The organism is Bradyrhizobium sp., assembly GCF_036735945.1.
Lineage (GTDB): Bacteria > Pseudomonadota > Alphaproteobacteria > Rhizobiales > Xanthobacteraceae > Bradyrhizobium.
Window position 1 is genome coordinate 1 of record NZ_DAINNI010000180.1, and the last position, 7,327, is coordinate 7,327.

Genomic DNA, 7,327 nt, shown 5'->3' on the forward strand with positions numbered 1-7,327 from the left:
CTAAGCTTCTCTCTGACTATAAGCATGAGGTTTCGGTATCATCAGCCAAGGATTGTTTGAGTTTCTTGGTAAGAGGTCGAACAGGAAACGTATATAGTGTTTCTGAAATTGAGACGGACGGTGCTTTTGATTTGAGTTGTGAATGTACGGGCTGGAAAACGGGCCGCCGATGTAGGCATATCCATGCGCTGTTGTTTGGCGATGTGGACAACTTGATTTCAGATAACATTGACGATGTAAAGAAGCTCCAGTTCAAGGTGGAGAGCCTTGGAGGAATCCCACCTCTCTACGCGGATTGGTCGCCACCTGCGACTCGAACCAAGGAGACGAAAGCTGCGCTGTCGATCGGTGCGAACTCCGCTCCGGTCGTTGCGCCGTCCTTCTCCGAGATCGGGATCGCCGATGGCGGGCTCACTTCGACTTCGCTTGCTTTCGGGAAGACCGTGGTGTTCACGGGCTCGCTGGCCAAGTTCACCCGCGACGAGGCCAAGGCGATGGCGGAGCGGCTGGGCGCCAAGGTTGCGGGTTCGGTGTCGAGGAAGACGGATTATGTGGTCTCCGGCGATGACGCCGGCTCGAAGCTGACCAAGGCGCGGGAGCTGGGTGTGGCCGTGCTGACGGAAGACGAGTGGTTGAAATTGATCGGGGAGTGATTCTCTTCCCGTCATTGCCTGCAACAAACGCAAGGCGTTTGTGCAAGGCAGCGAAGCGACGAAGCAATCCATGTCTCGGCTTGCGGCGCCATGGATTGCTTCGCTTCGCTCGCAATGACGGCGGCGACTACAACATCCCCGACTCTTCCTCTTCCGCCTTCTTCACCAGTTCCTTGCTGACCACGACCTTTCGCCGTGGCACGATGAAGAACATCACCGACACGCAGGCGATCGACAGCGCGAAGATCGCCGAGGTCAGCGGCAGCGTGGACGTGGAGTGGCCGCCGAGATAGGCGCCGAACTGCGAGATCAGCGCGCCGATGCCTTGCTGCAGGAAGCCCATCGCGCCCGAGGCGGTGCCGGCGGCCTCTGGACGGACGCTGATGGCGCCGGCGGCGGAGTTGTTCATCACGAAGGCGTTGGCGACCATCACGATCATCTGGGTGCCGAACAGCCATGATGGCGCCTGGTTGGTGCCGCTGATGCTGAGGACGAGGTTGAGCAGGGCGCCGGCGAATTGCAGCGCCAGCCCGAACCAGATCAGCCGCTCCAGCGTCTGGCGCGGCGCGAAGCGGACGCAGAACACGTTGCCGATCAGATAGGCAAAGCCCGTCGTCGCGAACCACGCGCCGTATTCGGCGGTGGTCCGGCCCATCTGCGTCACCACGATGTAAGGCCCGCCGCCGGCGAACATAAAGATGATCTGCGACGCCAGCACCTGGCACAGCACATAGCCGATGAAGGCGCGATCGCGAATGAGAAGGCCGACGTCGCCGCGAAAACTGCTGCTCTGGCTGCGCTCGCGGCGGGTTTCGGGCAGGGCTATGGCGATCAGCACGGCGATGCCGAGCGAAGCGATCGTGATGAAATAGAAGATCGCGCGCCAGCCGAACGCGGTTTCGAGCAAGCCGCCGACCAGCGCACTCAGCATCTGCGCGATCATCATGACCGCGATGACGAGGCTGATCATCGAGCTGATGCGCTCGCGGCCGTAGAGGTCGCGGATGATGGCGCGGCTCACCACCATGCCGGAGGCGCCGCCCAGCGCCTGCAGGAAGCGGGCGGCGATCAATTGCGGCAGGGTCTGCGCCAGCGAGCAGCCGACGCTGGCGGCCACCATCAGTACGAGCCCCGCGAGCAGCACCGGGCGGCGGCCGAACCTGTCCGACAGCGGCCCCATGATCAGTTGCGAGCAGGCGATGCCGACCATGTAGAGCGACACCGTCATCTGGGCGACCGAGATGTCGCCGCCGAACGTCGTCGCCAGCACAGGCAGCGCCGGCACCAGCATGTACAACGAGATCGGCGCGACGCCGGTCATCGCGACCAGCATCAGCAGCATGATCTTCGATGTTGCGACGACGTTATCGTCCGTCCCGCCGGGCGGCTTGCCCACGACGCCGTGCATTCAGTTCCGATCCTGCTTTGGTTGGATCGGACTTTTAACCAGATGGCTCAGCGCGAACAGGGACGTTTCGGCATGCGGCCATGCTGAATTGGGGAGGCGGGCACGAGGGTGGCCCGCCGGACTCTACTTTGCATGGGGTTGTTTTCGCGTTTTTGTGTCCGGCGCGCGTGCCGTATCGCTGCCGCGGGTGGGCCGCGGGGGACGACGGTTGCGGATGTGGCAAGTTCAGATCGGCAGCAGCGCTGCCGTTGCCTCGTCCAGCCACAGCTTGGTGGCGCTGTCATCGAGATGCGGACGCACCGCGCGGTTGACGCGCTCGTGGTAGTCGTTGAGCCATTTCAGCTCGGTCGCGCTCAGCATGTTGACGTCGATCAGCCGGCGGTCGATCGGCGCCAGCGTCAGCGTCTCGAATGCGTTCACCGGCTTCTCGGCGCCGGCAATGTCCGTGCCGACGACCAGTTCGAGATTTTCGATCCGGATACCATAGGCGTCGGTCTTGTAGTAGCCGGGCTCGTTGGAAAGGATCATGCCGCGCTTCAGCGGCGTGGCGCCGAGTTTCGAAATCCGCGCCGGACCTTCATGCACCGAGAGATAGCTGCCGACGCCGTGGCCGGTGCCGTGCTCGAAATCGAGGCCGGCCTGCCACAGGAATTGACGGGCGAAGGAGTCGATCTGCGCGCCGGTGGTGCCGTCGGGAAACACCGCACGCGCGATCGCGATGTGGCCGCGCAGCACGCGGGTGAAGCGGTCGCGCATCTCGTCGGTGGGATGGCCGATCGCAATCGTGCGGGTGACGTCGGTGGTGCCGTCTTCATATTGCGCGCCGGAATCGATCAGCAGGAGATCGCCCGGCACGATGCGGCGGTTGCTCTTGCGGGTGACGCGGTAGTGCACGATGGCGCCGTTCGGCCCAGTGCCGGCGATGGTGGGAAAGGAAACATCCTTCAGCGCGCAGGTCTGGCGGCGGAAGGTTTCCAGCGCCTCGACGGTGTCGATCTCGGTCAGGGCGCCGGATGGCGCCTCGCGATCGATCCAGGCCAGGAAGCGCGTCAGCGCCACCGCGTCGCGCTGGTGCGCCGTGCGGGTGCCCTCGATCTCGGTGATGTTCTTGACCGCCTTGAGCAGGCTCACCGGATCGTTGCCGCGCACCGGCTTTCCACCGGCGCCTGCGACCAGGCGGCTCAGGGCGTCGGCGGCGGTGGCGCTGTCGAGCGCGATCGCTGTGCCGCCACGCGCGAGCTCGGTCAGGTCAGCCACCAGCGCGTCGGGCTCCCGGACATCGGCGGATTGTTCGAGATGGTCGCGCGTCAGGTTGGACAGCTTGCGGCGGTCGATGAAGATGCTGGGGCGGCCGTCCTTCGGCACCAGCGCGTAAGATAGCGGCAGCGGCGTGTGCGAGACGTCGGCGCCGCGGATGTTGAAGGTCCAGGCCACCGCGTGGCTGTCCGACAGCACCAGCGCATCGACGCCGAGCTTGTTGATCTCGAGCCGGATGCGCTTGAGCTTCTCGGCTTCGATCTCGCCGGAGAATTGTGGGCCGTGAAGCGAAACTGGGCCGATCGGCGGCGCCGGGCGCTCGGTCCACACCTGGTCCAGCGGGTTGCTGTCGACCGCGACCAATTCCGCGCCGGCCTTGGTGCAGGCCGCAGCCAGACGTTCGGCTGCCGCGGAAGTGTGCAGCCACGGATCAAAACCGAGGCGGTCGCCGGCAACCAGGTGCCTGGCAAGCCAGTGTTCCGGCGGCGGATCGGCCAGCGGCTCGATATGCCAGGCCTTGCGGTCGACCTGCTTGGCGGCCTGCAGCGTGTAGCGGCCATCGATGAAGACGGCGGCCTCGCGCGTCAGCACGATCGCCAGGCCGGCGGAGCCGGTGAAGCCGGTAAGCCAGGCCAGCCGCTCCTCGGAGGCGGCGACATATTCATTTTGCTGCTGATCGGCGCGAGGAATCACGAATCCCGTCAGCTTCCGCCGCGCCAGTTCCTCGCGGAAGGCGGCCAGCCGCGCGGCGAGCGCCACGCCGCTCTCGGGTTCTTCGAACGTCTGGAAATGGGCTTCGAACATCGCCTGCTTACTCTAAAGTTCGGTGGAGCGGTCTGCAATGCAGGCCGCGATCGCCACAATTTGGCACAATCCGTGCTTCAAATCTTCCTATCCCAGCCGGAAGCGGTTAGGTTCAAAATATATTCGGGAGGCTCCGGGAGTGTTTCAACTCAACGAAGAGGGGATGCACGATGCCTGCTTTCACGTTTGAGAAGATTTCGCCGCCAGCCAATCGCACCGCCGTTTCGCCGGTCGCCAACAAGAAGCAGCGCGGCGTCATCGTTCAGGTCCTCGACCGGCTCGCGGAAGCACGCGTCAAGCGGTCGTTGAAGAACGAAAAGGGCGTAGCTGCCGGGAAGCCGCGCGTCGACTAAGCTTCAGTCCACCTTGCGCAGCAGGAGGCTGCTCCAGCCCTCGATGCGAAGGTGGCGCAGCGGCACCAGCCCGCGGGCACGATACGCAGCGATCACGGCGGTCGCCTGATGGGTCAGCAGGCCCGACAGGATGACCATCGCTGATGGTGCCAGGTGACCTGCCATCGGCCCGGCCAACTGCCGTAGCGGATTGGCGAGGATATTCGCCAGCACCAGATCGAACGGGGCACGGCCGGCAAACTGGGGCGCCGCGAAACCAGTGGCGCGGATCGCCTGCACCAGAGGTCCCGCCATGTTCAGCCTGGCATTATCACGGGCGACCTGCACCGAGGGTGGATCGATATCGCTGGCCAGCACGTTTTCATGCAGCGCCTTGGCGGCGGCAATCGCGAGCACGCCGGTGCCGGTTCCGAGATCGAGCACGCGGCGCGGCCGCCAGGCCTTCAGGACATGATCGAGCAGCAGCAGGCAGCCGCGCGTGGTGCCGTGGTGGCCGGTGCCGAACGCGAGCGCCGCCTCGATTTCGATGCCGAGCTTGTTGGGCGGAACCCGCGCGCGGTCATGCTGGCCGTGCACGACGAAGCGACCGGCCGGCACCGGGATCAGATCCGAGAGGCTGGCCTTCACCCAGTCCCTGGCCTCGACGGTGTCGAAGATGATGCCATCAGCGATCCCGGCGCCGGCCGCATTGGTCACGAGTTCGCGGATCAGCTGATAATCCGGGGCATCAGCAAAATGCACGGTGACATCCCATCGGCCATCAGGCCGCTCGAACGCAGCGATCGCGGCCTGTCCTTCAAAGAAAATTTCAGTCAGGGCATCGACGATGCCCTTGGCTACATGCTCATCGCCGACAGCGAACTGGACACGGTGTGTGGGGGCGGGGGAGTTCATTGAACAACCTGTAGAAAAGCGCGCATCCGCGATCGAGGATCAGCGCTTCGTTCATATTTGAAGTAATTCATCTCGTGTTACTCGGAAAAGTTGCACGATTTTCGTTAAATCACCTTTAGATACCTCCGTGTAGGTTCCTCGGTAGGAACTGCAGGGGGAGCCTCGGTTCCGAGTAAACGCAAAACCTAGGTCGGAACCATCCAATGTCGCTCATCAAGTCATTCTTCAAGGACGAATCTGGAGCCACGGCCATTGAGTATGGCCTGATCGCCGCGGGCATCTCGATTGCGATCATCACCGCCGTCAACGGTCTTGGCGGCAAGCTGTCCGAGAACTTCAACACCATCTCCAGCTCGCTGAAATAAGAGCCCTTTTCAGGGAAAATTTCGGGGCCGGGCGCTGCCAGCGCCCGGCCCCTTTTTTGTTTCGACATACATCACACCATCTCCACCGCTTATCCACAGCCTGGCGGTGACAATCGCCGGCGCGTTGTTCACCGTGGGCTGACCTGCTTTTCCACAAGGGCGACGGCGGGAGATCGACAGTCGATTCACAGGGTTTTCCACCGGCTCTACAGGCGTGCTCCACACTGAGCTGCGGGCCGCCGCGCCGATCCGAGAACGTGGTTACCATCTGCTTTATGCCCCGGCCCCGTACACCTGCGATTCACCGCGGGTTCAAATGCTTTCCCCGGCGGTCGCTATGGAACCTGCCCTTAAGTGGCCGCGCTTACGAAGGCGGCAAGCTGCCAGCAGCAGCGGAAAACACAGGGGGAATTCGAAATGATGAGGATTACTGCGGTTCTTGCCTTGATGTGCGCGCTTAGCGCTTATGTGAGCTATCCGTCCGCGACTGTCGTCTCCGGTGGGACGTCACCGCTGGCGGCGTCCATGCAGGAGTCGCGTTCGCTCCCGGTCGAATCCTGGGACGCCGTTTGATTTGACGATTTGATCGCTTCGCAAGGCGCGGTGCCGGTTTCGGCGTCGCGCCTTGCGCGTTTTACCGTTACCCGAACAGCGCGCGGTGATCGCCGAGGATCGTCCGCGCCGCGTTGTGTCCGGGAGCGCCGGTGACGCCGCCGCCGGGATGGGCGCCCGAGCCGCAATGGTAGAGGCCTTTCAGCGGCCCGCGGTAATCGGCGTGGCCCAGCATCGGCCGCGCCGAGAACAGTTGGTTGAGCGTCAGCGCCCCGTGGAAGATGTCGCCGCCGAGCAGGCCGAACTGCCGCTCGAGATCGAGCGGCGACAGCACCTGCCGGCCGATCACGCTGCCTGCAAATCCCGGCGCGAATTTATCCACCGTCGCGATCATGAGGTTGGCGACTTCGTCGCGATGATCGTCCCATGATTTTCCATCCGGCAATTCCGGCGCGACATGCTGGCAGAACAGGCTCGCGACGTGGCGTCCTTCCGGCGCCAGCGAGGAGTCGAGCGTCGAGGGGATCAGCACTTCGATGACCGGCTCGCGGCTCCAGCCATGCTCACGCGCATCCTGCCAGGCGCGGTCCATGTAACCGAGGCTCGGCGCCAGGATGATGCCGGCGGTGAGATGATCGCCGGCGCCGGGCAAGGCCGTGAAGGAGGGCAGGGCATCAAGCGCGACATTCATGCGGAAGGTGCCGGAGCCGTTGCGCCAGCGTCCGATGCGTTCGCGGAAATCTGGCGCCAGCGCGCCCGACGGCACGAGCTGCGTATACAGCAGTTTCGGATTGACACCGGAGACGACGTATTTCGCGCGGATGGTCTGGCCATTGTCGAGGATGACGCCCACCGCCCGCTCGCCCTCGACGATCACCTCGCGCACGCCGACCTCGGTCTCGATCTCGACGCCGTGGCCGCGGGCGGCACGCGCCATCGCTTGCGTGATCGCGCCCATGCCGCCGATCGCGTGGCCCCAAACACCCTTCTTGCCGTTCACCTCGCCGAAGGCATGGTGCAGCATCACGTAGGCCGAGCCGG

The 7,327-nt window shown here is 63.9% G+C and carries 8 protein-coding genes; 4 read left to right on the forward strand and 4 right to left on the reverse strand.

The window, feature by feature from the left end:
• On the forward strand, positions 1-653 hold a 653-nt coding region (locus V7E26_RS28110; RefSeq protein ID WP_324422649.1), incomplete at its 5' end, for a BRCT domain-containing protein.
• Positions 654-780: 127 nt separating this feature from the next.
• On the opposite strand, the gene V7E26_RS28115 is transcribed toward V7E26_RS28110, so the two are convergent.
• Positions 781-2,061, reverse strand: a complete 1,281-nt coding sequence (locus V7E26_RS28115; RefSeq protein WP_324422650.1) for a multidrug effflux MFS transporter — start codon at positions 2,059-2,061, stop codon at positions 781-783.
• A 225-nt stretch (positions 2,062-2,286) separates the two neighbouring features.
• A complete protein-coding gene (locus V7E26_RS28120; protein ID WP_324422652.1) occupies positions 2,287-4,122 on the reverse strand; it encodes an aminopeptidase P family protein in 1,836 nt (611 codons plus the stop codon).
• A 170-nt stretch (positions 4,123-4,292) separates the two neighbouring features.
• On the opposite strand from V7E26_RS28120, the gene V7E26_RS28125 reads away from it, so the two are divergent.
• Entirely contained in the window at positions 4,293-4,475 is a 183-nt protein-coding gene (locus tag V7E26_RS28125; RefSeq protein WP_324422654.1) for a hypothetical protein, read from the forward strand.
• Between the two features lie 3 nt (positions 4,476-4,478).
• Here the strand turns inward: V7E26_RS28125 and V7E26_RS28130 are convergent, their stop codons facing one another.
• Positions 4,479-5,282 (reverse strand): 50S ribosomal protein L11 methyltransferase, encoded by an 804-nt coding sequence (locus tag V7E26_RS28130; RefSeq protein WP_324422660.1) that lies wholly within the window; start codon positions 5,280-5,282, stop codon positions 4,479-4,481.
• On the opposite strand from V7E26_RS28130, the gene V7E26_RS28135 reads away from it, so the two are divergent.
• Together V7E26_RS28135 and V7E26_RS28140 are read left to right on the forward strand one after the other, a co-directional pair.
• Positions 5,211-5,372, forward strand: coding sequence for a hypothetical protein (locus tag V7E26_RS28135; protein WP_324422662.1), 162 nt, complete (start codon positions 5,211-5,213; stop codon positions 5,370-5,372). The two genes, V7E26_RS28130 and V7E26_RS28135, sit on opposite strands and share 72 nt — an antisense overlap.
• 200 nt (positions 5,373-5,572) lie before the next feature.
• Positions 5,573-5,734: a Flp family type IVb pilin gene (locus V7E26_RS28140; RefSeq protein WP_324422656.1), complete on the forward strand. Its 162-nt coding sequence runs from the start codon at positions 5,573-5,575 to the stop codon at positions 5,732-5,734.
• 640 nt (positions 5,735-6,374) lie between these two features.
• Here the strand turns inward: V7E26_RS28140 and V7E26_RS28145 are convergent.
• On the reverse strand, positions 6,375-7,327 hold a 953-nt coding region (locus V7E26_RS28145), incomplete at its 5' end, for a phytoene desaturase family protein (RefSeq protein WP_324422658.1).